This is a genomic window from Limnohabitans radicicola (genome assembly GCF_014837235.1).
Lineage (GTDB): Bacteria > Pseudomonadota > Gammaproteobacteria > Burkholderiales > Burkholderiaceae_C > Limnohabitans_A > Limnohabitans_A radicicola.
In genome coordinates, this window is the sequence record NZ_JACYFT010000001.1 from 367,303 (window position 1) to 391,517 (window position 24,215).

Consider the following 24,215-nt stretch of genomic DNA (forward strand, 5'->3'; position numbering starts at 1 on the left):
CGCGCGCACCATGCAAGGCCCCCATGAACAAGCACGCCACTTTCTGCCTCTAAAATCTCGTTTCAACGGCCCTCTTCGTTGGGCCGCTTTTTATTTCAGGAGTTCACGCATGTCTGCTTTCATTGAAGCCGCCTCACCGCACACCATGAACACCTATGGCCGACTGCCGATCGCACTCAGCCATGGTCAGGGTTGCCGAGTCTGGGACATCAATGGCAAGCAGTACCTGGATGCTTTGGCTGGTATCGCCGTGAACACGCTGGGGCACAACCACCCCGACTTCGCACCCGCGCTGCAAGACCAGATCGGCAAGATCATCCACAGCTGCAACTATTTCCATGTGCCCAATGCCGAAAAACTCGCCGCCAAGCTGGCCGAGCTGTCGGGCATGACCAATGTGTTCTTCTGCAACTCGGGGCTGGAAGCCAACGAAGCGGCCATCAAGCTGGCACGCAAATTCGGCCACGACAAGGGCATCACGAACCCCAAAATCGTCGTCTACGAAAAAGCCTTCCATGGCCGCAGCATCGCCACACTCAGCGCCACCGCCAACGTGAAGCTGCAGCAGGGCTTTGGCCCCATGCTGGAAGGCTTTGTGCGCGTACCGCTCAATGACATCGAGGCCCTCAAGAAAGCCACCGCCAACGACCCCGATGTCGTGGCCGTGTTCTTCGAGACCATCCAGGGCGAAGGCGGCATCAACCCCATGCGCGCCGACTACCTGCGCGAAGTGCGCGCCCTGTGCGACCAGCAGGACTGGCTCTTGATGATCGACGAAGTGCAGTGCGGCATTGGCCGCACAGGCAAATGGTTTGCCCACCAGTGGGCAGGCATCGTGCCCGACGTCATGCCCCTGGCCAAAGGCCTGGGCTCGGGCGTGCCGATCGGCGCGGTCGTCGCTGGCCCCAAGGCCGCCAACATCTTCCAGCCTGGCAACCACGGCACGACCTTCGGCGGCAACCCGCTGGCCATGCGTGCGGGTGTGGAAACCATCCGCATCATGGAAAAAGACGGCCTGCTGGACAACGCCGCACGCCTGGGCGCTCACTTCCATGACAAATTGACCGCTGCATTGAGCGGCCAAAAAGGCGTCAAGGAAATCCGTGGCCAGGGTCTGATGATCGGCATCGAATTCGATCGCCCCTGCGGCGTGCTGCTCAAGCAGGCCGCCGATGCGGGCCTCATCATCAACGTGACCGCCGACACCGTGGTGCGCCTCTTGCCCCCACTGATCATGACCACCGCCGAAGCGGACGAGGTGCTGGCCATCCTCTTGCCGCTGATCAAGACATTCCTGGCAGAACAAGCATGAGTTCCCTCCAGCAAAACGCCATCCGGCACTACCTGCAGTTCACGGACCTGAGCGCCGACGAGTACGCGCACCTGTTTGCACGGGCGGCCGAAATCAAGCGCAAGTTCAAAGCCTACGAAAAGTACCACCCGCTGGCCGACCGCACACTGGCCATGATCTTTGAAAAGGCCAGCACCCGCACGCGTGTGAGCTTTGAAGCGGGCATGTACCAGCTGGGCGGCTCGGTGGTGCACCTGACCACGGGCGACAGCCAGCTGGGCCGCTCCGAGCCCATCGAAGACAGCGCCCGCGTCATCAGCCGCATGACCGATCTGGTGATGATCCGCACCTTCGGCCAGGACAAGATCGAGCGCTTTGCCGCGCACTCGCGTGTGCCGGTCATCAACGGCCTGACCAACGAGTTCCACCCCTGCCAGATCCTGGCCGACATCTTCACCTACATCGAGCACCGTGGCTCGATTCAAGGCAAGGTGGTGGCCTGGGTGGGTGACGGCAACAACATGGCCAACACCTGGCTGCAGGCGGCCGAATTGCTGGGCTTCACCGTGCACCTGAGCACACCCAGCGGCTACGAAGTCGACCAGGCGATTGCAGGCTTGCGCAGCAGCGCCAGTTACAAGGTCTTCAAAGACCCGCAGGACGCCTGCCGCGGCGCTGACCTGGTCACCACCGATGTGTGGACCAGTATGGGCTATGAAGCCGAAAACGAAGCGCGCAAGAAAGCCTTTGCCAACTGGTGCGTGGACGAATCCATGATGCAGGCGGCCAAACCGGACGCCCTGTTCATGCACTGCCTGCCCGCCCACCGCGGCGAAGAAGTCAGCGCCGAAGTCATCGACGGCCCGCAATCGGTGGTGTGGGACGAAGCAGAGAACCGCATGCACGTGCAAAAGGCGCTGATGGAGTTCCTGCTGCTGGGCCGCGTGTCGGCCTGAGCCTGACCGTGAGCCAGTGCACCAGCTGCGGCGCCTGCTGCGCCAGCTTTCGGGTGGACTTCTCGGTCTTCGAGCACGAAGAAGGCGGCGGCTCGGTGCCTGCCGGGCTGGCCTCGCCCATCACCGACAGCACCTGCCGCATGCGCGGCACCGACCACAGCCCGCCACGCTGCGCCGCACTGTATGGCCGCATTGGCGAGAAAGCCATCTGCGGCATTTATGAATGGCGTCCCTCGCCGTGTCGTGAATTCGAGGAAGGCAGCGATGCGTGCCAGCGCGCACGCCAGCGGCATGGGCTGCCTGCGCTGAACAGCTGACTTCATTTTTCGCGGTTGTTGGAAATAACCGACACCGCAGCTTTTCTGTGGGTGCTACCTTCGCACACCATGAAAAAACTCTGGGACATTTCCCCGCCTGTGGACGCCAGCAGCCCGGTCTTTCCGGGGGACACCCCCTACACGCAGCGATGGGCCGCCACGCTGACCGAGGCCTGCCCCGTCAACGTGAGCGCCATCACGCTCTCGCCCCATGTGGGCGCGCATGCCGATGCGCCGCTGCATTACGACCCGCAAGGCGCGGCAGTGGGCACACTCGAACTCACACCATTTCTCGGCCATTGCCGTGTGATCCACGCCATCGGTGCGTGGCCACTGATCACCACCGCGCACCTGCAGCATGCGCTGCAGGACCTGCCTGAGCGCGTGCTGGTGCGCACTTGCCGCCAGATGCCGCTGGACCACTTCGATACCCAGCTCACCGCCTTTGATCCACAGGCCGTGCAGCACTTGGCAGACCTGGGCGTGAAACTGATCGGCACCGACAGCGCCAGCATCGACCCCGCCGACAGCAAGCAGCTGCCCAGCCACCAGGTGATCCGCCAACGCGGCTTGCGGGTGCTGGAAAACCTGTGGCTCGACAACGTGCCCGAGGGCGATTACGAGCTGATCGCCCTGCCCCTCAAACTCATGCGCGCCGATGCCAGCCCCGTGCGGGCCGTGCTGCGCGAACTGCCATAACGATTCAAGGGACACCCCATGATGAACCTCACCCCCACACTGCAGGACTGCGAACTGCTGGACCAGCAAGACCCCTTGCGCAGCCTGCGCTCGCAGTTCGATTTACCGCCTGGTGTGATTTACCTGGACGGCAACTCGCTGGGCGTGCTGCCCAAAGCCACCCCGGCCCGCGTGGCCCAGGCCGTCACGCAGGAATGGGGCACGGACCTGATCAAGAGCTGGAACAGCGCAGGCTGGTTCACCCTGCCGCAGCGTGTGGGCGACAAGATCGCGCGCGTCATCGGCGCACAAGCTGGCGAGGTGGTGGCCGCCGACAGCACCTCGATCAACCTCTACAAGGTGCTCTCGGCCGCACTGCACATCGCGGCTGCCGACCAACCCCACAAGAAAACCATCGTCAGCGAACGCAGCAACTTTCCGACGGACCTCTACATTGCCGAGGCGCTGTGCAAGGAGCGCGGCTACACACTGAAGCTGGTGGAGGCCGAAGACATCGCCACCGCCTTGCAAGGCGATGTGGCCGTACTCATGCTCACCCACGTGAACTACCGCACCGGGGCCATGCACGACATGCAGGCCGTGACCGCACAGGCCCACGCGCAGGGCGCGCTCACCGTGTGGGACCTGGCCCACAGCGCAGGCGCAGTGCCGGTGGACCTGCATGCGGCCCAGGCCGACTTCGCCGTGGGCTGCGGCTACAAGTACCTCAATGGCGGCCCCGGAGCGCCCGCCTTTGTGTGGGTCAACCCGCGCCACACCGAACGCTTCTGGCAACCGCTGGCGGGCTGGTGGGGCCACGCCACGCCATTTGAGTTCACGCCCGACTACCGCCCGGCCCCCGGCATCACCCGCTACCAATGCGGCACGCAGCCCATCCTGAGCCTCACCGCGCTGGACTGCGGCCTGGACACCCTGCTGGCCGCTGACCGCCTGGGCGGCATGGCCGCCTTGCGTCAAAAGTCACTGGCGCTCACCGGGCTGTTCATGCAGCTGGTGCGCACACGGCTGCACGGCCAGGGGTTTGGCATCGCCACGCCTGCGCTGGAATCGCAGCGCGGCTCGCAGGTCAGTCTGACCCGCGCCGAGGGGGCGTACACCATCGTGCAAGCCCTGATCGCACGCGGTGTGATTGGCGACTTCCGCGCGGGCGACGGGGGCCAGCACCCGGACATCCTGCGCTTTGGCTTCACGCCGCTGTACATCGGCTACGCCGATGTGTGGAACGCCGCCGAGCAGCTGTGCCAGGTGATGGCCAGTGGCGAATGGCAGGACGCCCGCTTTGCCCAGAAACACGCCGTGACCTGAAAGGACCGCCATGAGTTCCTGCCCTTTCCACAGCAGCGCAGACAGCGCCAGCACAGCGCAAGGTGAGCGCATCGTGCACGAAGAAAAAGCCCAGCTCGACTTTGACGGGCGCATGAGCTACGGCGACTACCTGCAGCTCGATGCCCTCCTCAACGCGCAACAACCGCGCTCGCCAGACCACAACGAGATGCTGTTCATCGTGCAACACCAGACGAGTGAGCTCTGGATGAAGCTGATGCTGCACGAACTTCGCGCCGCCGTGGACAACATAGCAAGCGACCAGTTGCCCGATGCCTTCAAGAAGCTCGCCCGTGTGAGCCGGGTCATGGAGCAGCTGGTGCACGCCTGGGACGTGCTGGCCACCATGACACCGCCCGAGTACAGCGCCATTCGCCCCTACCTGGCCCAATCGAGCGGCTTTCAGAGCTGGCAGTACCGCTGCATCGAATTTGCCATGGGCAACAAGAACGCGGCCATGCTGCAACCTCATGCGCACCGCTCCGACTTGTCCGCCACCGTGCAGGCCGCCTACGAAGCGCCTTCGCTGTACGACGAATGCCTGCGCCTGCTGGCACGGCGCGGGCTGGCGGTACCCGCCTCGCACACCGAACGCGACTGGCGTCTGCCCTACGCCGCCGACCCGGGTGTGGAGCAAGCCTGGCTCACCGTCTACCGTGACCCCACCCACCACTGGGACCTGTATCAGCTGGGTGAAGAACTGACCGATCTGGAAGACGCGTTTCGCCTGTGGCGCTTCCGCCACCTCACCACGGTGGAGCGTGTGATCGGCTTCAAGCGCGGCACAGGCGGCACCGGCGGCGTGAGTTACCTGCGCAAGATGCTCGACACCGTGCTGTTCCCCGAGATCTGGTCGCTGCGCACCGAACTTTGACAGCAGATCACCCGGGCCTCAGCCCTGACCTCAGCCTTTTTGCCCATCCAACAGCAAGCGGATGGGTGCAGGCAAACCCAGTTGAGGCCAGTCCTGCGCGTCCACCCACTGGCCCTCGCAGCCAGGTGCCTGATGGATCTGCACATGCACCGGGTGCAGGTGCAGATCGCGGTGGGTCAGCACATGCTTCCAAGGCGCGATGTAGCGCGGCGACCGGACATCGGCACAACTGGCCAGCAAAGCAGCCTCGTCATCGAACACGGGCAGACTGAAGAGGCCTGCCCAGACGCCCCGGGCCGGGCGTTTGTGCAGCCAGACCTGCCCCTGCGCATTGACCGCCCAGAGCAGCCACAGCGTGGCGCTGCTGCGTTTGAGCTTGCGGGTCTTGACCGGGTAGGCCAAAGGCTTGGCCTCTTGCCGCGCTTGGCACAGGCTGGCCACAGGGCAGCCGTCGCACTGCACTTTGCGCGGCAGGCAGACGGTGGCACCCAGGTCCATCAGCGACTGGGTGTAGGCCGGCATATCGGCCGCATCGGGGGGCAGCAACTGCTCGGCCAGCGCCCACAGGCTGCGCTCGCTCGCAGACAGCGCCAGGTCTTCGCCGTAACCCAGCACACGGGTGAGCACACGTTTGACGTTGCCGTCCAGAATGGCGGAGCGTTCGTGAAAGCAAAACGCCGCGATGGCTGCTGCCGTCGAGCGCCCAATGCCCGGCAAGGTGACGAGCTGCTCGGCCGTGCTCGGGAAAGCGCCGCCAAACCGCGCCACCACCTCCTGCGCGCAGCGGTGCAGGTTGCGGGCACGGCTGTAGTAACCGAGGCCACTCCACAGGCCCAGCACATCGTCCTGCGGCGCGGCGGCCAGCGCCGCCACATCGGCAAAGCGCTGCAAAAAGCGCGGGTAGTAATCGAGCACGGTGCTGACCTGGGTCTGCTGCAGCATGATCTCGGACAGCCAGACGCGGTAGGGGTCACGCGTGTTTTGCCAAGGCAGGCTTTGGCGACCGTGCTGGCGCTGCCAGTCCACCATGCGGCGGGCAAATCCGGTGGGCAGTTTCGGTGTTTCCGGCTTCAGTTTTTCTGACATTGGGGGCAAAAGAAAGTGGTGCGCTGGCCTTGCACGATGGATCGGATCGGGGTGGCACACACCCGACAGGCCTGGCCCGCGCGGCCGTACACAGCGGCTTCGAGCTGGAAGTAACCCGTCTTGCCTTCGGCACTGACAAAGTCCCGCAGGCTGCTGCCGCCCTGGCGCACGGCGCGGGCCAGCACCTCGATGATGGCCGCGTGCAGCCGGTCAGATCTGGGACGCGAGACCTTGTTGGCGCGCAGCGTGGGGCGAATGCCCGCCATGAACAAGGCTTCAGAGGCATAGATGTTGCCCACCCCCACCACCGTGTCGCCCGCCAGCAGCACCTGCTTGATGGGCGCCGAGCGCTTGCGCAGCGCGGCATGGAACGCCGCCGCATCAAAGCCCCCTTCGAGCGGCTCCACGCCCAGGTGGCCCAGCAGTTTTTGCGCTGTGGCAGACGCCTCAGACGGTGCCCAGACCACCGCACCGAAGCGACGTGGATCGTGCAGGCGCAGCACCCCCTTGTCGGTCGCGAGGTCCATGTGGTCGTGGGGACCAGCAGGCGGCTGGGTCGGCGCGAAATTGAGGCTGCCCGACATGCCCAGGTGCAGCAGCAAGAGCCCCTCGTCCAGGTCCACCAAAAGGTACTTGCCACGGCGGCGCACACCATGGATGCGTTGACCGTTCAAACTTTCCGGCGCACAGCCCAGGGGCCAGCGCAGTGGCTTGCCCATGCGCAATCCGTGGACGCGAGCGCCCGCAATGCGCTCGGCAAAACTCTGGCGGGTGACTTCGACTTCGGGCAACTCGGGCATGGGAAACTTCTGGATCGGCGAGGCCATGCCAAAGAGGCCAGCCGGAAGGTAGACGCTCGATTATCATGGGTCGCATGAAATTCTGGTTCCGTTTGGCCGTTTTGTCCTCTTGTGTGATGAGTTGTCTGGCTCAGGCCGCAGAGCCCGCCAAAGACAAGATCGTGCCCCAATCCGCGCTCGATGGCATGCTGTTTTACCAACTGCTGCTCGGGGAAATGAATGTGCGCGAAGGCTCACCCGGTACAGGCTTTTCCATGGTGCTGGACGCTGCACGCAAAACGCGCGACCCAGCGCTGTTTCAACGGGCCATCGACATTGCCTTGCAATCACGCTCTGGCGAAGCCGCCCTGCAAGCCGCGCAGACCTGGAAGCGTGAAATTCCGGGTGCGCAAGAACCCAACCGTTACATCCTTCAAATCCAGCTGGCGCTCAACCGCATCCCCGAAGCGGGCCAGGCCCTGGCCACTTCCTTGAACGAATTGCCCGTGGACGAACAAATCGGGGCCATCATCTCGATTCCCCGCGTCTTTGCACGGGTGCACGATAAGGTGCAGGCGGCGCAAGTGGTCGAAAAAGCGCTGAGCCAGTTCCTCAATCGCCCTGCGTTGGCGGCCACCGCATGGACCACGATTGGCCGCATGCACCGCGATGCAGACCAACTGGCGCAAGCCGTGGACGCCGCGCTCAAAGGCCACGCGGCAGACAAGAGCGCGCAAGGGCCGCTGATCCTTGCCTTGAGTTTGCTCAGCAAAGACACGCCGCCATTGAAAGCCATGCTCGACGAGGCCATGCAGAGCCCTGTGGCGGGTGAACTGCGTCTGGCTTATGCGCGGACGCTGATTGGCCAGCGCGCCTATGGCGACGCCCTGCGCCAGCTCCAAACGCTGACACAGCGGCACCCCGAGGTGGCGCAAGGCTGGCTGATGCTGGGCCTGATGCAGCAGGACATGGGGCAGGCACTGCAGGCCGAGCAACTCCTCATCCGCTTTCTGGATGTGAGCAAGAACACCCAGGAGCCCGAGCTGGAAGCGGGTCGCGCAGAAGCCCTGCTCGCCTTGTCGCAAATGGCTCAGCAAAAAGGGCAAATCGAACGGGCTAGTCAGTGGCTCAGCCAGATTCCGGCCAATGTGGACCCGATCCGACTGGGCAGCCGTCGAGCCGAATTGCTGGCGCAACAAGGGCGAATGGACGAAGCGCGCCTGGTGCTCAGCCAGATCAAGACCACCACGCCCGACCAGTCACGCCGCAAAGCCCTGGTGCTGGCGCAATGGTTGCGCGAGCACAAGCAACACGCTGCAGCCCATGAAGTGATTCAGCAAGCCCTGACTGAACAACCGGACAGTCAGGAACTGCTGACCGAGTTGTCCCTGATCGCCGAAAAGCTGCAACGCTACGACGAAATGGAGACCGTGCTGCGCGGCTTGATGAAGTCTTACCCCCAAGACCCCCATGCTTACAACGCCTTGGGTTACTCGTTGGCCGACCGCAAGTTGCGCCTGCAAGAAGCCCAGCAGCTGATTGCCAAGGCCGTGGAACTGGCTCCGGAAGACCCTTACATCCAGGACAGCCTCGGCTGGGTTGAATTCAGGTTGGGCCACACGCAGGAAGCGCTGCGGATTTTGCAGGCCGCCTACAAGGCCAAGCCCGACGCGGAAATCGCGGCCCACCTGGGTGAAGTGCTCTGGAGTCTGGGTCGGCAGCAAGAAGCGGGTACGCTCTGGCGCGAAGGCCTGCTGCTCAAACCCGACAACGAAACCTTGGTGGAAACCATCCGGCGCTTCCAGTTCAAGCCATGAACAGCTCGCGACGCACCCAACTTGGGGCCCTGCTCGCGGCGGCCCTCTGGCTGAGCGGCTGCGCCACCCCCGCCCGACAGCTGCCGCCCGAAGCCGCCTTCTGGGCCGGGCGCATCGCTGTGCAAATCCAGTCACAGCCGGCCCAGAGCCTGAGCGCAGCCTTCGAGCTGCAAGGCTCGGCAACGCAAGGCGAGTTGCAACTGCTCAGCCCCATCGGCAGCACATTGGCGCAACTGAACTGGACCCCCGAGAACGCCAAGCTGAGCCAGGGCGCACATCAATGGTCCGGCACCAGTCTGGACGAGCTGACGACCCGACTGACGGGCACACCTCTTCCGATGGCCGCCCTGTTTGATTGGCTCGCCGGGCAAGCCACCGCACCCGCCGGCTGGCAGGTGGACCTGTCACAGTGGGCAAAAGGCCGCATCCAGGCCGAGCGCCAAAGCCCGGCCCCGGCCGTGCAACTCAAACTGGTTCTGGAGCGTTGAGGCAGAGTCCAGCATGGCGATAATGCCCGCATGAAAGCGCTGTACGACGTTCCTGCCCCCGCCAAGCTGAACCTGTTCCTGCATGTGACGGGCCTCCGGGCCGACGGCTACCACCTGCTGCAATCGGTGTTCATGCTGATCGACTGGTGCGACACCTTGCACTTTGAGCGCCGCAGCGACGGCCAGATCAGTCGCCAGGACCTGGCCGTGCCGCTGCCCGCCGACGACCTGATCGTCCGCGCCGCGCGGCTGTTGCAGCAACACACAAGCTGCAGTGATGGCGCAGACATTGCCATTGAAAAGCGCCTTCCTGCCCAGGCGGGCATGGGCGGCGGCTCGTCCGATGCCGCCAGTTGCCTGCTGGCGCTCAACCGCCTGTGGAACCTTCACCTGCCGCTGCGCACATTGGAGCAGCTGGGCCTGCAACTGGGCGCAGACGTCCCTTTCTTCCTTCGGGGCCGCAACGCCTGGGTCGAGGGCGTGGGCGAGCAGATCACCCCCATCACCTTACCAGCAAGCCGCTTTTGCATCATCAAGCCTCCCTCGGGTCTGGAAACCGCACAAATTTTTCGCGATCCAGGTCTGAACCGGTCCACAAACCCTGCTATACTTTCAGTCTTTGCTGCAGACCCCTATGACTTCGGTCACAACGATCTGCAACCCGTGGCAGAAGTTCTTTGTCCTGAAGTTTCTCAAGCACTGAAGTGCCTGTCCAACGCAGGAATGAACGGAAAAATGACGGGTTCCGGCAGTGCAGTTTTTGCGCCTTGCCCAGCAGGTCAGTCGAGACAAGTTCAGGTTCCTGAACATTGGCTGATACAGGAATGCAGCAATTTGGAGGTTCATCCTTTACAGGGTTGGGCATCCAGCGACAATTGATCGGTAGGCAGCTGCAAAGCTGTCCACCTGTGTAGGGGAGTCGCCAAGTTGGTTAAGGCACCGGATTTTGATTCCGGCATGCAAAGGTTCGAATCCTTTCTCCCCTGCCAAACCATTCAACCGTTCAGTCCTGTTTTCTGATCGCTGGAACGCTCATGCAGCCTGCTTCTACCCCCGATTTCATGATTTTCACTGGCAATGCCAATCCGGCATTGGCGTCCGAGATTGCCAGCAACCTTGGCACCTTGCTGGGTGCTGCCGATGTGGGCCGCTTCTCCGACGGTGAAGTCACCGTGGAGCTCAAGCAAAACGTGCGTGCCCGCGACGTGTTCGTGGTGCAGTCCACTTGCGCGCCCACCAACGAAAACCTGATGGAACTGCTGATCATGGTCGACGCGCTCAAACGCGCTTCGGCCGAGCGCATCACGGCCGTCATCCCCTATTTCGGTTATGCCCGCCAGGATCGCCGCCCACGCTCGACGCGTGTGCCGATTTCAGCCAAGGTCGTGGCCAACATGCTGCAAGCCGTGGGCGTGGACCGCGTCCTGACCATGGACCTGCACGCTGACCAGATCCAGGGTTTCTTCGACATCCCGGTCGACAACATTTACGCCTCGCCCGTGTTGCTGGGTGACTTGCGGCAGAAAAACTACGACGACCTGATCGTCGTCTCGCCTGACGTGGGCGGTGTGGTGCGTGCACGCGCCCTGGCCAAACAGCTGGGCTGCGACCTGGCCATCATTGACAAGCGCCGCCCCAAGGCGAACGTGAGCGAAGTGATGCACGTCATCGGCGAAATCGAAGGCCGCAACTGCGTGATCATGGACGACATGATCGACACCGCAGGCACTTTGGTCAAAGCCGCTGAAGTCCTCAAGGAACGCGGTGCCAAAAAGGTCTACGCCTACTGCACACACCCCATTTTTTCGGGTCCCGCCATCGACCGCATCGCCAAGGGCGACGCCCTGGATGAAGTCGTGGTCACCAACACCATTCCGCTGTCGGCCAATGCGTCGGCATGCACCAAGATTCGCCAGCTCTCCGTCGGCCCGCTGATCGCAGAAACGATCCAGCGCATTGCCAAGGGTGAGTCGGTGATGAGCCTGTTCGCGGATCAGAACTGATCTGTACAGGCTCCCAAGTGGCCTGCCACCTGTTCAAGGGTTGGCAGGCTTTTTAAAGTCAGGACGACACTGGTCGCGGTGGGTCCTAGAAGGAGAAGAGTATGAAATTCGTCGCTTTTGAGCGCGCCAAGCAGGGTACGGGTGCGAGCCGCCGTCTGCGCAATTCGGGCAAAACACCTGGCATCGTTTACGGTGGCACAGGTGAGGCCAAGCTGATCGAGCTGGACCACAACGCACTGTGGCATGCCCTGAAAAAAGAAGCTTTCCACGCCAGCATCCTGGACATGGAACTCAACGGTCAAACCAGCAAAGTGTTGCTGCGTGACTACCAGATGCACCCTTACAAGCAACTGGTGCTGCACATCGACTTCCAGCGCGTGGAAGCCAACACCACATTGCACATGAAAGTGCCACTGCACTACAGCGGTGAGCAGGACTCTGAAGCCGTCAAGACCGACAAGTGCCTGGTCAACCACGTGGTCACAGAAATCGAAGTGGCTTGCATTCCTGCCAACCTGCCCGAGTTCATCAACGTGGACCTGTCCGGTCTGAAAAAGGGCGTGTCCCTGCACGTGAACGACATCACTCTGCCCAACGGCGTGAAAGTCATCACCCACGGCAAGCCCAACCCGGTCCTCGTGTCTGTGACGGCACCTGCTGAAGAAGTGGAAGCAGCACCCGCAGCTCCTGCTGCTGAAGCCCCCGCCAAAGGCAAAGGCAAGAAGTAATCTTCTGCCCGAGCTGATCCAGGCCCGCCTTGTGCGGGCCTTTTTCATGGCCCCCACACGATAATCGCCTGATGATCAAACTGCTTGTCGGCCTGGGTAACCCCGGCCCCGAATACGAAGACACCCGGCACAACGCCGGTTTCTGGTTCATCGATGCCGTGGCCCGCGAACTGAAAGTCACGCTCGTGCCCGAGCGCAGCTACCACGGCCTGGTGGCTCGCACCAGTGTGAATGGCCAGAATGTCTGGTTGCTGGAGCCGCAGACATTCATGAATCTGTCAGGTAAATCGATCGCGGCCTTGGCACGCTTTTTCAAAATCCAGCCGCAGGAAATCCTGGTCGCGCACGACGAGATGGACATCGCCCCGGGCGAGGCCAAACTCAAGCTCGGCGGCTCACATGCGGGCCACAACGGCCTGCGCGACACCCATGCCCAGTTGGGCACCGCCGATTACTGGCGCTTGCGCATCGGCGTGGGCCACCCGGGTGTGAAGTCCGAAGTGGTGAGCTGGGTGCTCAAAAAACCCATGGCCGAACACCGCGAGGCGATCCACGCCAGCATCGACCGGGCCGTGCTGGCTCTGCCCCTGCTGCTGGCAGGCGAGATGGACAAAGCGATGGTGAAAATCCACACCAGCAAACCGCCGCGGCCTAAACCCCCCAAGCCACCCAAACAACCACCCCTGCCCGAAACGCCAGCAGCAGCATGACAGCCTGGTCCTGCGCCTCAGGCGCCTGAGTTGCTCTGCAGCCTGCGGTACTTGGCCCACAAGCTTTCCTGGTTTTCCACATGGGCCGGATTCACCGGGATGCAGGCCACAGGGCAGACCTGCACGCATTGGGGCTCATCAAAATGCCCCACGCATTCGGTGCACTTGTTCGGGTCGATTTCGTAAATCTCGGGCCCGAGAAAAATCGCCTGATTGGGGCATTCGGGCTCACACACATCGCAGTTGATGCATTCATCCGTGATCATCAATGCCATGTCTTGACCTCTTGCCCTTGAAACGTGCCGTGCATGCCGATGATTATCCCCGAGGGGCAGCAACCCTCAGGCTTTTGGGGCTGCCAGCGGGTACACCGCCGAGGGCGGTAAGCCCTCCAGATGGTTGGCCTGGGCCCAAGACACGATCTCGAAGCGCCGCCCGTCTGTGCGCACATGGTTGAGCCCCGCGTTCGGGATCACGCACTGGCGCGGTCCGCCCAATGGCTGCCCCGTGGCCGAGCGGTAAATCATGTCCAGCACACCCCCGTGTGAGACCACCACAGGCGATGTCCAGGCCTCTTGGGCGCAACGCTCCAGCAGAGACTGCACCGCCCGCATGACCCGCGCATGAAATTGCCGCTGCGACTCTCCGCCCGGTGGCGCAAAGTCCGGGTCGTGCGAGCGCCAGCCCTGCACGATCTCGGGGTGTTGCTCGTGTACCTGCGCCAGCGTCAGGCCTTCGATGATGCCAAACGACTGCTCGCGCCACAGGGTGTCGGGCAACGCCGCGCGCTGCCAATGCTCGCCCAGCGGCTGGGCCGTCTGGCGTGTGCGCAGCAAATCACTGGCCACCAGCGCCCGGGGCGCTTGCGCCGCCAGGTGTTGCCCCAGCCGCTGCGCCTGCTGCAAACCCAGGGCGTTCAGCGGCGCGTCCAGATGCCCCTGAAACCGCAGCTCGCGGTTCCAGTCGGTCTCGCCATGCCTGACCAAGCAGATGTCCATCATCTGACCATTATGCGGGCGAGCACACCCGCCTGGGCAAACGGTCATAAAATGAAATGGTGAACGCACTGACCAACGCCGACCTGCACTGCCACTCTGTCGTCTCCGACGGCACCCTCACCCCCGAAGCCCTGGCCGAACGTGCCAAAGCCAACGGCGTGGAACTGTGGGCGCTGACCGACCACGATGAAATCGATGGCCAGGCCCGCGCCCTGGCCGCAGCCCGTGCCCAGGGTATGGGCTACCTGACAGGTACCGAAATCTCCGTCACCTTTGCCCAACAAACCGTGCACATCGTGGGCCTGGGTTTCGATGCAGACAACACCGCCCTGGCCGAGGGCCTGCGCCGCACCCGTGGAGGTCGCAGGGAACGCGCCATGGAAATGTCGGATGACCTGGCCAAGGTCGGCATTCAAGGAGCCTATGAAGGTGCACTCAAATACGTGGGCAACCCCGAGCTGATTTCGCGCACCCACTTTGCCCGCTATCTGGTCGAAAGCGGCGTCTGCCAGGAGACCGCCGAGGTGTTCCGCAAATACCTCACCGAGGGCAAACCGGGCTATGTGCCCCACCGTTGGGCCCGGCTGCAGGACGCAGTCCAATGGATCACGGATGCAGGCGGCATGGCGGTGATCGCCCACCCGGCGCGCTACGGTTTCACACCCAACGAAGAGTACGCCCTGTTCACCGAATTCAAGGCCCATGGCGGCCGTGGCGTCGAAGTCGTCACCGGCAGCCACTCCAGCCAGGAAGCCGTGCGCTACGCCGAAACTGCGCTGGAATTCGGCCTGGCCGCGTCCCGTGGCAGTGATTTCCACAGCCCCACCGAAAGCCGCATCGACCTGGGCACCTTGCCCCTGCTTCCGGGTCAGCTGACTCCTGTCTGGGAACTGCTGGCCGATCGCATCCAGTGAAACAGCCCGCACAGCAGGTGCTTGCAGGCATCGGGTTTGCCGTCCTGGCCGTCGCCTGCTTTGCCACCCTCGACACCATCACCAAACACATCAGCGCCAGCCTGCCCCTGTTGGTGGCCCTGTGGTTCCGCTACACCTTTCAGGCTGTGACCACCACGGCCATCGCCTGGAAAGGGCGTGGGCGACAGCTGCTGATGATGCGGCACCCTCGATTTCAAATCGCCCGCGGCATGCTGCTGTTTGGCAGCAGCCTGCTGGCGTTTTTCAGCCTCAAGTACATGCCCGTGGGTGAGTTCACGGCCATCGCGCTCATGGCTCCGCTGGTCATCACCCTGCTGGCCGCCTGGAAACTCCAGGAGCACGTCAGCCCGCAGCGCTGGGCGCTGGTCCTGGGCGGCTTTGCGGGCACGCTGGTCATCATCCGGCCCGACACCCAGCACTTTGACTGGCACTTGCTGCTGCCCCTGCTGCTGGTGCTGACCAATTCGAGCTTTCAGGTACTCACCAGCAAACTGGCCAGCGAGCAGGAAGACCCGATGACCACCCATGTCCTCACGGGCTGGACCGGTACCGTGCTGGCTTCGTGCATCCTGCCCTTTGTGTGGGAAACCCCACAGGACGCGGTGGTCTGGCTGCAGCTGCTCATCATGGGGCTGATGGCCACCCTGGGACATTTCTTTTTGATCATGGCCTTTGGCCGCGCGCCTGCCGCCACACTCACGCCCTACATGTATGCGCAAATCGGATTTGCGGTGCTGGGCGGCTGGGTGGTCTTTGGCCACATACCCGACCAGTGGACACTGGTCGGTATGGGCATGGTGGCCCTGTGCGGCGCTTTGGGGGCCTGGCTCACATTGCGTGAAAGCCGGGTGAAAGTGGAGCTGCCAGAATCCTGAGCCATGGCCCAATTCTTTTCTGTTCATCCCGACAATCCGCAAGCCCGTTTGCTCAAGCAAGCCGTGCAGTTGCTGAACCAAGGCCAGGTGCTGGCCGTGCCCACCGACTCCAGCTACGCCCTGGTCTGCCATGTGGACGACAAGAGTGCCGCCGATCAGCTGCGGCGCATCCGGGGTGTGGATGACAAACACCACCTGACCCTGCTGTGCCGCGACCTGAGCGAGCTGGCCAACTACGCCCGGGTGGACAACCGGCAGTTTCGCCTCATCAAACAGGCCACGCCAGGCCCATTCACCTTCATTCTGGAGGCGACCAAGGAAGTGCCCCGGCGCCTGAGCCACCCGCAGCGCAAGACCATCGGCCTGCGCGTGCCCGAGCACACAGTGCTGCAAGAGTTGCTGAGCCTGCACGGCGCCCCACTGATCGCGGCCACCTTGATCCTGCCGGGCGACGAAGACCCCCTCAATGACCCGGAAACCATCCGCGAGCGCCTGGAGCACCGGGTGGGCGCCGTGATCGATGCCGGGGCCTGCGCGCTCGAACCCACCACCGTGGTGGACATGAGCGGCGACGAGCTCACCATCGTGCGCCAGGGCCAAGGCGACCCCGCCAGACTGGGACTTTGAGCCCACCGTCAGTCGCCCCTGCGGTCTGAGACAATCGCAGGGTGGAAACCACTCAACTCATTCAGACCGTCCTGATCTATGCCCTGCCGGTGATCTTTGCCATCACCTTGCACGAGGCCGCGCACGGCTATGCGGCCCAACGCCTTGGCGACCCCACGGCGGCCATGATGGGGCGCGTCACGCTCAACCCTTTTCCGCACATCGACCCCATCGGCACCATCCTGATGCCTTTGCTGCTGTACTTCAGCACCTCCGGCGCATTCCTGTTCGGCTACGCCAAGCCGGTCCCTGTGCGGTTTGACCGCTTGCGCCACCCCAAACGCGACATGGTCTGGGTGGCCCTGGCGGGTCCGGCGTCCAACCTGCTGCAGGCCCTGTTGTGGGGTGCGCTGCTCTACCTGCTCGCTGGCAGCGGCGTCACCGAGCGTTTTTTCCTCGAGATGTGCAAGGCTGGCCTGCTGACCAATGTGGTCATGTTCGCCTTCAACCTGTTTCCGCTGCCGCCGCTCGACGGTGGGCGCATCGTGGTGGGCCTACTGCCCTGGCGGCAAGCCCTGCTGTTCTCACGCATCGAGCCCTGGGGGTTTTTCATCGTGATGGCGCTGGTGATCACCGGGGTGGTCAGCGCGATGTGGATGCAACCGCTGATGGACCTGACCTTTACCTTCATCAAGCTGGCCTTGAGCCCGCTGTCTATTCTGATCCGTTGACCGACTTATGACTTCTGCTGACCGTACCCGCGTTCTCACCGGCATCACCACCACAGGCACCCCGCACCTGGGCAATTACGTGGGTGCCATCCGCCCCACGGTGCAGGCCAGCCGCGATGCCAGCACCGATGGTTTCTACTTTCTGGCCGACTACCATGCGCTCATCAAATGCGACGAACCCGCCCGCATCCAGCGCTCGACCATGGAAATCGCTGCCAGCTGGATCGCCTCAGGGCTTGATCCGGACAAAGTCACCTTCTACCGCCAGTCCGACATCCCCGAAATCCCCGAACTGACCTGGCTGCTCACCTGCGTGACCGGCAAGGGTTTGCTCAACCGTGCCCACGCCTACAAGGCGGCCATGGACAAGAACCACGAAGCCGGCAAGGACACCGATGCCGATGTGACTGCGGGCCTGTTCATGTACCCGGTGCTGATGGGTGCCGACATTTTGATGTTCAAGGCGCACAAGGTGCCCGTGGGCCGCGACCAGATCCAGCACATCGAGATGGCGCGCGACATGGCTTCGAGCTTCAACCACTTGTACGGCGAACACTTCGTGCTGCCCGAAGCCGTGGTCGAAGAATCCGTGGCCCTGCTGCCGGGCCTCGATGGCCGCAAGATGAGCAAGAGCTACGACAACACCATCCCGCTGTTTGCGCCTGCGGCACAGATGCGCAAGCAGATCGCGGCCATCGTGACCGATTCCAAGGCCCCGGGCGAGCCCAAGGCCACCGAAGGCTCGGCCCTGTTCCAGATTTACCAGGCTTTTGCCAGCGCCGAAGAAACCACTGCTTTTGCCCAGGCCTTCGCCGACGGCATTGGCTGGGGTGACGCCAAGCAGGTGCTGTTCGAGCGCATCGACCGTGAAGTGGCGCCCATGCGCGAGCAGTACCAGGCCCTGATCAACAACCCGGCCGAACTGGACCGGCTGCTGCGCATTGGCGCCGAAAAAGCCCGCAGCCTGGCCACCCCCTTCATCCGCGAATTGCGCCATGCTGTCGGCCTGCGCGCCCTCGCCTCTGGCTCTGTCACGCCAGCGCCCAAACAAGACAAAGTGGTGTTGTCGAGCTTCAAACAGTACCGTGAGAAAGACGGCCAGTTTTACTTCAAGCTGGTGTCTCCCCAAGGCCAGACACTGCTGCAAAGCCTGGGCTTTGCCTCACCCAAGGACGCGGGTCAGGCCATCTCTCGCCTGCAAAGTGAAGGCGCAACGGCTTTGCCGGAATTGATGGCTCAGCTGCAAGCGATGCCCGCCGAATCGACGGCATTGGCCTTGACGGAAATCAATAAAATTTATAATTTCGCCAATAAAGAGAAAAAATAAATACAACCCATAAATAGATAGTATTGACAAATTCGCCCCTATGGGGTATTCTTGAACTTTTAGTCTAACAACACAATTCAAATCATGACTGTATACGTCATCGACGATCACCCCCTCATGCGGGACGCTCTCACCATGCTGATCCACCGTGTGCGTCCGGGTCTCAAAGTGGTGTCCGTGCCCAAAATGAACCTGCTCGAAACAGCGGTGGAAAAAAACGGCCCTGCCGAGTTGTTTTGCCTGGACTTGCAATTGCCAGACACTCTGGGCTTGTCAGGTGTACACACCATCAAGGCCAAGTACCCCGATGTCGCACTCGCTGTGGTCACGAGTTCAGACGCCAGCGAATTCGAAGAGCGCTGCATGCAAGCCGGCGCCGATGTGTTCATTGAAAAGTCCAACAACCCGACCCAAATCATCGCGGGTCTGCGTGAACTGCTGGTGACTCCCGAAATGACGGCCGAAGAAGAAGGTGCCTCTGGCACCCCCGCGCCGACCAAACTGTCCAAACGTCAGAAACAATTGATCCTGATGCTGGACCAAGGCCTGTCCAACCGCGACATTGCCGAGAAACTCGACATCAGCGAACACACCGTGAAGGTGCACTTCTGGCGTCTGTTCCGCCGTCTGGGCGTCAACAGCCGCACCCAGGCGCTGCACTTTGCACGCACCAACGGCTGGCTGGGCATCTGATTTCAGCCACACCATGACAAAGGGGCCTTCAAGGCCCCTTTTTTTGTTGCGCGCTGTCAGCGCATCACTTGTCTTTTTTCTTGTTGACAATGTCCGGTGTCACCGCGTCGATCACGTTCACCGTCGTCTTGACCGCATAGACCGCAGCGGAGCCTGCGGCATCGGCGATGGCCAGCAAGGTGCAGCCTTGCAGCAAAGCAGCAGTGATCAAAAGCGCGAGGTATTTCATGGTCTGTCCTGGCAAGGCACTGTGGATACAAAAAAGCCCCAACAAATGGGGCTTTCGTGGCGGAGAGGGAGGGATTCGAACCCTCGGTAGTGTTGCCACTACGCCTGATTTCGAGTCAGGTACATTCGACCACTCTGCCACCTCTCCTGAATCGGTGCGTGCATCGAAGCCGTGATTCTATCAGGCTCTGAGGGTGTCCACGCCGCCCATGTAGGGACGCAGCACTTCGGGCACCGTGACCGAGCCGTCGGCATTCTGGTAATTCTCCAAAACCGCCACCAGCGCCCGGCCCACCGCCAGGCCCGAGCCATTCAAGGTGTGCACCAACTCGTTCTTGCCTTGGGCATTCTTGAAGCGGGCCTGCAGGCGGCGCGCCTGGAAGGCCTCGCAGTTGGACACCGAGCTGATCTCGCGGTACACGCCCTGCGCAGGCACCCAGACTTCGAGGTCGTAGGTCTTGGTCGCACCAAAGCCCATGTCACCCGTGCACAGGCTCATCACGCGGTAGGGCAAGCCCAGCTTCTGCAGGATAGCCTCGGCATGGCCCGTCATGGCTTCAAGCGCTTCGTAGCTTTTCTCAGGGTGCACGATCTGCACCATCTCAACCTTGTCGAACTGGTGTTGGCGGATCAGGCCCCGTGTATCGCGCCCGGCGCTGCCTGCCTCAGAGCGGAAGCAAGGGGTGTGCGCCGTGAGCTTGATCGGCAGATCGCTCTCGGCCACGATCTCGTCACGCACCACATTGGTCAGCGTGACTTCAGAGGTCGGGATCAGGTACATCGCTTGGCTGTCTTCGCCCCCATCTTGCCCACCCTTGTTGGCCGCAAACAAGTCGGCCTCGAACTTGGGCAACTGGCCCGTACCGCGCAGGGTATCGCCGTTGACAATGTAGGGCGTGTAGCACTCGGTGTAGCCATGCTCACGGGTTTGGGTGTCGAGCATGAATTGGGCGAGCGCCCGATGCAGTTGCGCGATCGGGCCGCGCATGAAGGTGAAGCGCGAGCCCGAGAGCTTGATGCCGATGTCAAAGTCCAGACCCAGCTTCTCGCCGATGTCCACATGGTCCTTGACCTCGAAGTCAAATGCGCGGACCGTGCCCCAGCGGCGCACTTCCACATTGCCGTGTTCGTCCTCGCCCACTGGCACGCTCTCGTGGGGCAGATTGGGCACGGCCAGCAGCAAGGTCTGCAACTCGGCCTGGATCACGTCCAGACGGGCGGCCGAGTTGTCCAGTTCGGTCTTGATGGCCCCCACCTGCGCCATGACGGCATCGGCCTCGGCGTGCTGGCCTTTGCCCTTGAGCATGCCAATCTGCTTGGACAGGCTGTTGCGCTGGCTTTGCAGCTCTTCGGTGCGGGTTTGCAGGGTCTTGCGCTCGGATTCGAGGGCGCGAAAGGCGTCCACATCGAGGAAGGTTTGCGGGTTCTTGCGGGTCTGCAGCCGCGCGATCACGGCGTCCAGGTCTTTGCGGAGTTGGAGGATGTCAAGCATGGCTCAATTGTAGGTGTCAGCCTGCCTCGGCCTGGCCGTCGTTCTTGAGGCCTTTGGGCAGCGGGAATTTGATGGTTTCCTGGATGCCGTCGAGCGTGCGCACCGACAGCGCGCCCAGCTCGCGCAAGCGGGCAATGACCGCCTGCACCAGCACATCGGGGGCCGAAGCACCCGCCGTCAGGCCGATCCGCTGTTTGCCCTCGATCCAGGCCGAGTCCAGATCGGCCACCGAGTCCACCATGTGGCCCGGCGTGCCCATGCGGTCGGCCAGTTCGCGCAGGCGGTTGCTGTTGGAACTGGTGGGGCTGCCCACCACGATCACCACATCCACCTGCGGACTGAGCATCTTGACCGCATCCTGGCGGTTCTGGGTGGCATAGCAAATGTCCTGCTGCTTGGGCTCGCGCACCAGCGGAAAGCGGGCTTTGACAGCCGCCAGAATCTCGGCCGCATCGTCCACACTCAGCGTGGTTTGCGTCACCACGGCGAGCTTGTCGGTCTGCGCAGGCTGCACACGGGCCACATCGGCCGCGTCTTCCACCAGATGGATGCCGCTGTCGAGCTGCCCCATCGTGCCTTCCACTTCAGGATGGCCCTTGTGGCCGATCATGATGAACTCGTAGCCCTCTTTGTGCAGCTTGGCCACTTCGACATGCACCTTGCTCACGAGCGGGCAGGTGGCGTCAAAAATACGGAACCCCCGACGCTCGGCCTCTTGCTGCACGGCCAAGCTCACGCCATGGGCACTGAAGATCAGTGTGGCCCCAGGCGGCACATCGGACAATTCCTCGATGAAGATCGCGCCCTTTTCCTTGAGGTCATTGACGACGTAAGTGTTGTGCACGATCTCATGACGCACATAGATTGGGCGACCGAACTTGGCCAAGGCGTGCTCGACGATGTCAATCGCGCGGTCCACCCCGGCGCAAAAGCCGCGCGGCTCGGCCAACAGGATTTCGGTCATCAGAGCACCCCGATCACATGGACTTCGAAGGTCACGGGCTGCCCTGCCAGCGGGTGGTTGAAATCGAACAGCACCGCGCCTTCGGGGCCCACTTCCAGCACGGTTCCGGCGTAAGCGCCCAAGCCATCGGGTGTGGGGAACTGCACCACATCGCCTGCGGTGTACTTCTCCATCGGGTCACCCAACTCATTGAGCAGCTTGCGCGCCACCCATTGCTGCATGTCGGGGTTGCGCTCGCCAAAGGCTTCGCCTGCCGGGATCTCGATCACCGTGTGGGTGCCTTCTTCCAGGCCCAGCAGACGCTGTTCCATGGCGGGCGACAGCTCACCCGAGCCCAGTGACAGGGTAGCGGGCTTGTCATTGAACGTGTTGATCACATCGCCCTGAGGCCCCGCCAGGCGGTAATGCAGCGTCAAAAAGGAACCGGGTTGGACTGTAGGCATAAGGGTTTCTTGGAATGCCGCCAAAGCGGCAGCAGGGGCATAAACAGGTCTCTATTGTAAAAAGCCGGGCCACCCGATCGGAAATCAGGGGTCAAGGCGGTTCCAGGGAGGAACATTCATGGACATCAAGGACCTGCCCGCCGAGGCACGCCCCCGCGAAAAACTGCTGCAACGCGGGGCTCAGGCCCTGAGCGATGTGGAACTGCTGGCCATCTTGTTGCGCACAGGCATGGCGGGCAAGAACGTGTTCCAACTGTCGCAGGAGCTTTTGCAGTTGGGGGGCATCTCGGGCCTCCTCAGCGCCAGCCCGGCCACCTTCAAAACCATCAAGGGCCTGGGCCCGGCCAAAAAGGCCGAGCTGCTGGCGGTGTTCGAGTTGGCACGCCGTGCATTGGCTGAGCGACTGCAAAAGCGCGAGGCCTTTCAGACACCAGGCGCGGTCAAGCAATACCTGCAGCTGCAGCTGGCGCACAAAAGCCATGAGGTGTTTGCCGTGCTTTTCATGGACAGCCAGAACCGCCTGCTGGCCATGGAGGAGCTTTTTCGTGGCACCCTGACCCAGACCAGCGTCTACCCACGCGAGGTGGTGCTGCGTGCACTGCACCACCAGTGCGCCGCGGTGGTGCTGGCGCACAACCACCCCAGCGGCTCGGTCCAGCCCAGCCGGGCCGACGAGGCACTGACGCACAACCTCAAGGCTTCACTGGCCCTGGTGGATGTGCGGGTGTTGGACCACATCATCGTGGGCCAGGGCCAATCGCTGTCGATGGCCGAGCAAGGTCTGCTGTAGGCGCGTCAGCCCGCAGGTTTGAGCAGCACCACCAGCGCGCCCGCGCCGCCCTCGGCGGGTTTGGCTTGCACAAAGGCCATGACCTGGTTTTTTTGCACCAGCCAGCTGTGCACCTTGGACTTGAGCACGGGTGTTTTTCCCGGTGAACCCAGCCCCTTGCCGTGCACCACGCGCACGCAACGCAAACCATTGCGGTGCGACAGACGGATGAATTCGGCCAGAGCCACCCTCGCCTCGTCGCTGCGCAGACCGTGCAGGTCGATCTCGCGCTGGATGGCCCAGTCGCCCTTGCGCAGTTTGTGGGTCACATCCGGCCCGATGCCCGGGCGGCGAAAGCTCAGGGCTTCGTCGGTGTCGAGCAAGGTGCTCACATCGAACTCGTCGCTCAGGGCATCGCGCAACACCGCTTCTTCGTCCTTTTGGCGCTGCAGAGCCACAGGGGCTGCCGCCACCTGCGGCAAACGGGCCTGCTTGCGGTCAGGCAAAGGCTGCACCACCCCCACCGCCCGGGCAAACAGGTTGCGTGCCGCTTCGGCCTGGCGCGCCCGGGCTTGCCTGGCCGCCTGCTCGGCCTGGGCGCGCTCATGGGCGGCCTGGAGTTCTTTCTGGACTTTTTTCAGGTCCTGCAGCGAGTTGAGTTTCACACGCCACCCCGGTTGCGCATCCAGTCGGCGGTCTGGAAGAAGCTCTGCTGCAGGCGCTCGCGCAGCACCGGGTCCACATCCGTCTCGGTCATCGCCTGGGCCATGCAGGCCAGCCACTGGTCGCGCTCTTCGATGCCGATCGAAAACGGCATGTGGCGCATGCGCAGACGTGGGTGGCCAAAACGCGCCTGGTAGTGGTCCGGGCCACCCAACCAGCCGCACAAAAACCAGAACAACTTGTCGCGCGCAGCCTCGAGCGTGCTGCCATGGCTGGCACGCAGCACGCGGTAGCCCGGCTCGATGTCCATCAGGTCGTAAAAGCGGTCTACCAGTGCACGCACACGGGACTCGCCACCGATCCATTCAAACGGTGTCTCGAACGGTGGTTTTTCTTGAATTTGCATGAGGGGATTGTGCC

General features: G+C 62.7%; 29 protein-coding genes and 2 tRNA genes. 20 read left to right on the forward strand and 11 right to left on the reverse strand.

Annotated elements, in window-relative coordinates; all coding sequences use genetic code 11:
- Positions 1 to 109: 109 nt before the first annotated feature.
- The 6 genes from IC609_RS01830 to kynA all read left to right on the forward strand — a co-directional run bounded on the left by IC609_RS01830 (position 110) and on the right by kynA (position 5,460).
- Positions 110 to 1,312, forward strand: a complete 1,203-nt coding sequence (locus IC609_RS01830) for an aspartate aminotransferase family protein (RefSeq protein WP_191817747.1) — start codon at positions 110 to 112, stop codon at positions 1,310 to 1,312.
- On the forward strand, positions 1,309 to 2,247 hold the full coding sequence (gene argF, locus IC609_RS01835; RefSeq protein WP_191817748.1) for an ornithine carbamoyltransferase: 939 nt from the start codon (positions 1,309 to 1,311) through the stop codon (positions 2,245 to 2,247). Before IC609_RS01830 ends, argF begins: the two co-directional genes overlap by 4 nt.
- Positions 2,248 to 2,255: 8 nt before the next feature.
- A complete protein-coding gene (locus IC609_RS01840; protein WP_191817749.1) occupies positions 2,256 to 2,564 on the forward strand; it encodes a YkgJ family cysteine cluster protein in 309 nt (102 codons plus the stop codon).
- 69 nt (positions 2,565 to 2,633) lie between these two features.
- Positions 2,634 to 3,263 carry an arylformamidase gene (kynB, locus tag IC609_RS01845; protein WP_191817750.1) on the forward strand — a complete coding sequence of 210 codons (630 nt, stop codon included), beginning with the start codon at positions 2,634 to 2,636 and terminating at the stop codon, positions 3,261 to 3,263.
- Between the two features lie 18 nt (positions 3,264 to 3,281).
- A complete protein-coding gene (gene kynU / locus IC609_RS01850; protein WP_191817751.1) occupies positions 3,282 to 4,568 on the forward strand; it encodes a kynureninase in 1,287 nt (428 codons plus the stop codon).
- 10 nt (positions 4,569 to 4,578) lie between these two features.
- Positions 4,579 to 5,460 carry a tryptophan 2,3-dioxygenase gene (gene kynA, locus IC609_RS01855; RefSeq protein WP_191817752.1) on the forward strand — a complete coding sequence of 294 codons (882 nt, stop codon included), beginning with the start codon at positions 4,579 to 4,581 and terminating at the stop codon, positions 5,458 to 5,460.
- Between the two features lie 30 nt (positions 5,461 to 5,490).
- On the opposite strand, the gene mutY is transcribed toward kynA, so the two are convergent.
- Together mutY and mutM are read right to left on the reverse strand one after the other, a co-directional pair.
- Entirely contained in the window at positions 5,491 to 6,546 is a 1,056-nt protein-coding gene (mutY, locus tag IC609_RS01860; RefSeq protein ID WP_225223954.1) for an A/G-specific adenine glycosylase, read from the reverse strand.
- Positions 6,531 to 7,346 (reverse strand): bifunctional DNA-formamidopyrimidine glycosylase/DNA-(apurinic or apyrimidinic site) lyase, encoded by an 816-nt coding sequence (mutM, locus tag IC609_RS01865; RefSeq protein ID WP_191818867.1) that lies wholly within the window; start codon positions 7,344 to 7,346, stop codon positions 6,531 to 6,533. Before mutM ends, mutY begins: the two co-directional genes overlap by 16 nt.
- 116 nt (positions 7,347 to 7,462) lie before the next feature.
- Between mutM and IC609_RS01870 the strand changes: the two genes are divergently transcribed.
- The 7 genes from IC609_RS01870 to pth all read left to right on the forward strand — a co-directional run bounded on the left by IC609_RS01870 (position 7,463) and on the right by pth (position 13,071).
- Entirely contained in the window at positions 7,463 to 9,142 is a 1,680-nt protein-coding gene (locus IC609_RS01870; protein WP_225223955.1) for a tetratricopeptide repeat protein, read from the forward strand.
- The gene (locus IC609_RS01875) at positions 9,139 to 9,630 is read left to right on the forward strand and encodes a lipoprotein insertase outer membrane protein LolB (protein ID WP_191817753.1); all 492 of its coding nucleotides are present in this window, start codon (positions 9,139 to 9,141) and stop codon (positions 9,628 to 9,630) included. Before IC609_RS01870 ends, IC609_RS01875 begins: the two co-directional genes overlap by 4 nt.
- A 30-nt stretch (positions 9,631 to 9,660) precedes the next feature.
- On the forward strand, positions 9,661 to 10,509 hold the full coding sequence (gene ispE / locus IC609_RS01880; RefSeq protein WP_191817754.1) for a 4-(cytidine 5'-diphospho)-2-C-methyl-D-erythritol kinase: 849 nt from the start codon (positions 9,661 to 9,663) through the stop codon (positions 10,507 to 10,509).
- 33 nt (positions 10,510 to 10,542) lie between these two features.
- Positions 10,543 to 10,619, forward strand: a tRNA-Gln gene (locus tag IC609_RS01885).
- Positions 10,620 to 10,664: 45 nt separating this feature from the next.
- Positions 10,665 to 11,633 carry a ribose-phosphate pyrophosphokinase gene (locus tag IC609_RS01890; protein WP_191817755.1) on the forward strand — a complete coding sequence of 323 codons (969 nt, stop codon included), beginning with the start codon at positions 10,665 to 10,667 and terminating at the stop codon, positions 11,631 to 11,633.
- A gap of 101 nt (positions 11,634 to 11,734) precedes the next feature.
- Positions 11,735 to 12,361: a 50S ribosomal protein L25/general stress protein Ctc gene (locus IC609_RS01895; protein WP_191817756.1), complete on the forward strand. Its 627-nt coding sequence runs from the start codon at positions 11,735 to 11,737 to the stop codon at positions 12,359 to 12,361.
- 71 nt (positions 12,362 to 12,432) lie between these two features.
- Positions 12,433 to 13,071 carry an aminoacyl-tRNA hydrolase gene (gene pth, locus IC609_RS01900; protein WP_191817757.1) on the forward strand — a complete coding sequence of 213 codons (639 nt, stop codon included), beginning with the start codon at positions 12,433 to 12,435 and terminating at the stop codon, positions 13,069 to 13,071.
- 17 nt (positions 13,072 to 13,088) lie between these two features.
- Here pth and IC609_RS01905 read toward each other — a convergent pair whose 3' ends face one another.
- A complete protein-coding gene (locus IC609_RS01905) occupies positions 13,089 to 13,346 on the reverse strand; it encodes a YfhL family 4Fe-4S dicluster ferredoxin (RefSeq protein ID WP_191817758.1) in 258 nt (85 codons plus the stop codon).
- A 66-nt stretch (positions 13,347 to 13,412) separates the two neighbouring features.
- Positions 13,413 to 14,072, reverse strand: coding sequence for a histidine phosphatase family protein (locus IC609_RS01910; protein ID WP_191817759.1), 660 nt, complete (start codon positions 14,070 to 14,072; stop codon positions 13,413 to 13,415).
- A gap of 53 nt (positions 14,073 to 14,125) precedes the next feature.
- On the opposite strand from IC609_RS01910, the gene IC609_RS01915 reads away from it, so the two are divergent.
- From IC609_RS01915 to IC609_RS01940, 6 genes are all read left to right on the forward strand, one after another.
- A complete protein-coding gene (locus IC609_RS01915) occupies positions 14,126 to 14,983 on the forward strand; it encodes a 3',5'-nucleoside bisphosphate phosphatase (protein ID WP_191817760.1) in 858 nt (285 codons plus the stop codon).
- Positions 14,980 to 15,879: a DMT family transporter gene (locus tag IC609_RS01920; protein ID WP_333473618.1), complete on the forward strand. Its 900-nt coding sequence runs from the start codon at positions 14,980 to 14,982 to the stop codon at positions 15,877 to 15,879. The genes IC609_RS01915 and IC609_RS01920 overlap by 4 nt, the downstream gene beginning before the upstream one ends.
- Positions 15,880 to 15,882: 3 nt before the next feature.
- Entirely contained in the window at positions 15,883 to 16,506 is a 624-nt protein-coding gene (locus tag IC609_RS01925) for an L-threonylcarbamoyladenylate synthase (RefSeq protein ID WP_191817761.1), read from the forward strand.
- Positions 16,507 to 16,547: 41 nt separating this feature from the next.
- Positions 16,548 to 17,216 (forward strand): site-2 protease family protein, encoded by a 669-nt coding sequence (locus IC609_RS01930; protein WP_191817762.1) that lies wholly within the window; start codon positions 16,548 to 16,550, stop codon positions 17,214 to 17,216.
- A gap of 7 nt (positions 17,217 to 17,223) precedes the next feature.
- Positions 17,224 to 18,543: a tryptophan--tRNA ligase gene (locus IC609_RS01935; RefSeq protein ID WP_191817763.1), complete on the forward strand. Its 1,320-nt coding sequence runs from the start codon at positions 17,224 to 17,226 to the stop codon at positions 18,541 to 18,543.
- 84 nt (positions 18,544 to 18,627) lie between these two features.
- Positions 18,628 to 19,236: a LuxR C-terminal-related transcriptional regulator gene (locus IC609_RS01940; protein ID WP_191817764.1), complete on the forward strand. Its 609-nt coding sequence runs from the start codon at positions 18,628 to 18,630 to the stop codon at positions 19,234 to 19,236.
- A 64-nt stretch (positions 19,237 to 19,300) separates the two neighbouring features.
- Here IC609_RS01940 and IC609_RS01945 read toward each other — a convergent pair whose 3' ends face one another.
- The 5 genes from IC609_RS01945 to IC609_RS01965 all read right to left on the reverse strand — a co-directional run bounded on the left by IC609_RS01945 (position 19,301) and on the right by IC609_RS01965 (position 22,363).
- The gene (locus IC609_RS01945; protein ID WP_191817765.1) at positions 19,301 to 19,465 is read right to left on the reverse strand and encodes a hypothetical protein; all 165 of its coding nucleotides are present in this window, start codon (positions 19,463 to 19,465) and stop codon (positions 19,301 to 19,303) included.
- A gap of 57 nt (positions 19,466 to 19,522) precedes the next feature.
- Positions 19,523 to 19,612: transfer RNA gene (locus tag IC609_RS01950), tRNA-Ser, on the reverse strand.
- 33 nt (positions 19,613 to 19,645) lie between these two features.
- Positions 19,646 to 20,956 (reverse strand): serine--tRNA ligase, encoded by a 1,311-nt coding sequence (gene serS, locus IC609_RS01955; RefSeq protein ID WP_191817766.1) that lies wholly within the window; start codon positions 20,954 to 20,956, stop codon positions 19,646 to 19,648.
- A gap of 16 nt (positions 20,957 to 20,972) precedes the next feature.
- Positions 20,973 to 21,920: a 4-hydroxy-3-methylbut-2-enyl diphosphate reductase gene (gene ispH / locus IC609_RS01960; protein WP_191817767.1), complete on the reverse strand. Its 948-nt coding sequence runs from the start codon at positions 21,918 to 21,920 to the stop codon at positions 20,973 to 20,975.
- Positions 21,920 to 22,363, reverse strand: a complete 444-nt coding sequence (locus IC609_RS01965) for an FKBP-type peptidyl-prolyl cis-trans isomerase (protein ID WP_191817768.1) — start codon at positions 22,361 to 22,363, stop codon at positions 21,920 to 21,922. Before IC609_RS01965 ends, ispH begins: the two co-directional genes overlap by 1 nt.
- A gap of 118 nt (positions 22,364 to 22,481) precedes the next feature.
- On the opposite strand from IC609_RS01965, the gene radC reads away from it, so the two are divergent.
- Positions 22,482 to 23,153: a RadC family protein gene (radC, locus tag IC609_RS01970; RefSeq protein WP_191817769.1), complete on the forward strand. Its 672-nt coding sequence runs from the start codon at positions 22,482 to 22,484 to the stop codon at positions 23,151 to 23,153.
- Positions 23,154 to 23,158: 5 nt separating this feature from the next.
- Here radC and IC609_RS01975 read toward each other — a convergent pair whose 3' ends face one another.
- Both IC609_RS01975 and IC609_RS01980 read right to left on the reverse strand, forming a co-directional pair.
- Positions 23,159 to 23,797 carry a Smr/MutS family protein gene (locus IC609_RS01975; RefSeq protein ID WP_191817770.1) on the reverse strand — a complete coding sequence of 213 codons (639 nt, stop codon included), beginning with the start codon at positions 23,795 to 23,797 and terminating at the stop codon, positions 23,159 to 23,161.
- On the reverse strand, positions 23,794 to 24,201 hold the full coding sequence (locus IC609_RS01980) for a group II truncated hemoglobin (RefSeq protein ID WP_191817771.1): 408 nt from the start codon (positions 24,199 to 24,201) through the stop codon (positions 23,794 to 23,796). Before IC609_RS01980 ends, IC609_RS01975 begins: the two co-directional genes overlap by 4 nt.
- Positions 24,202 to 24,215: the final 14 nt, after the last annotated feature.